This is a genomic window from Amycolatopsis sp. SID8362 (genome assembly GCF_010550475.1).
Classification (GTDB): Bacteria; Actinomycetota; Actinomycetes; order Mycobacteriales; family Pseudonocardiaceae; genus Amycolatopsis; species Amycolatopsis eburnea.
The window spans coordinates 1-565 of sequence record NZ_JAAGNB010000609.1; the positions used below are offsets into that span (position 1 = coordinate 1).

Consider the following 565-nt stretch of genomic DNA (forward strand, 5'->3'; position numbering starts at 1 on the left):
TCGCGACCGGCGACCGGGCCCGCCGCGGCCGGAGCGCCCTGTCCGCGCTGGCCGCCGCCGTGCCGGACGCGGGCGCGGTGCACGTCGTCAACAACAACGCCGCCGCCCTCCTGCTCTGCGCGCTCGCCATGGCGTCGGGCCGCGAGATCGTCGTCAGCCGGGGCGAGCTGGTCGAGATCGGCGACGGCTTCCGCATCCCGGACCTCCTCGCCTCGGCCGGGTCCCGGCTGCGGGAAGTCGGCACCACGAACCGGACGACGGCCGCCGACTACGCCGCCGCGCTGGGCCCGGACACCGGGTTCGTGCTCAAGGTCCACCCGTCGAACTACCGCGTCACCGGCTTCACGGCGGAGGCGTCGCTCGCGGAACTCGCCCAGCTCGGCGTGCCGGTCGTCGCCGACATCGGCTCCGGCCTGCTCGCCCCGCACCCCCTCCTGCCCGCCGAACCGGACGCGGCGACCGCGCTGCGGGCGGGCGCCGCGGTCGTCACCGCCAGCGGGGACAAGCTCCTGGGCGGCCCGCAGGCCGGGCTGATCTTCGGCGAGAAGGACGTCGTCGAACGGCT

General features: G+C 76.6%; 1 pseudogene. It reads left to right on the forward strand.

Annotated features, from left to right (window positions below):
* A pseudogene (locus G3I65_RS18875) lies at window positions 1-565 on the forward strand (L-seryl-tRNA(Sec) selenium transferase); the annotation flags it as partial.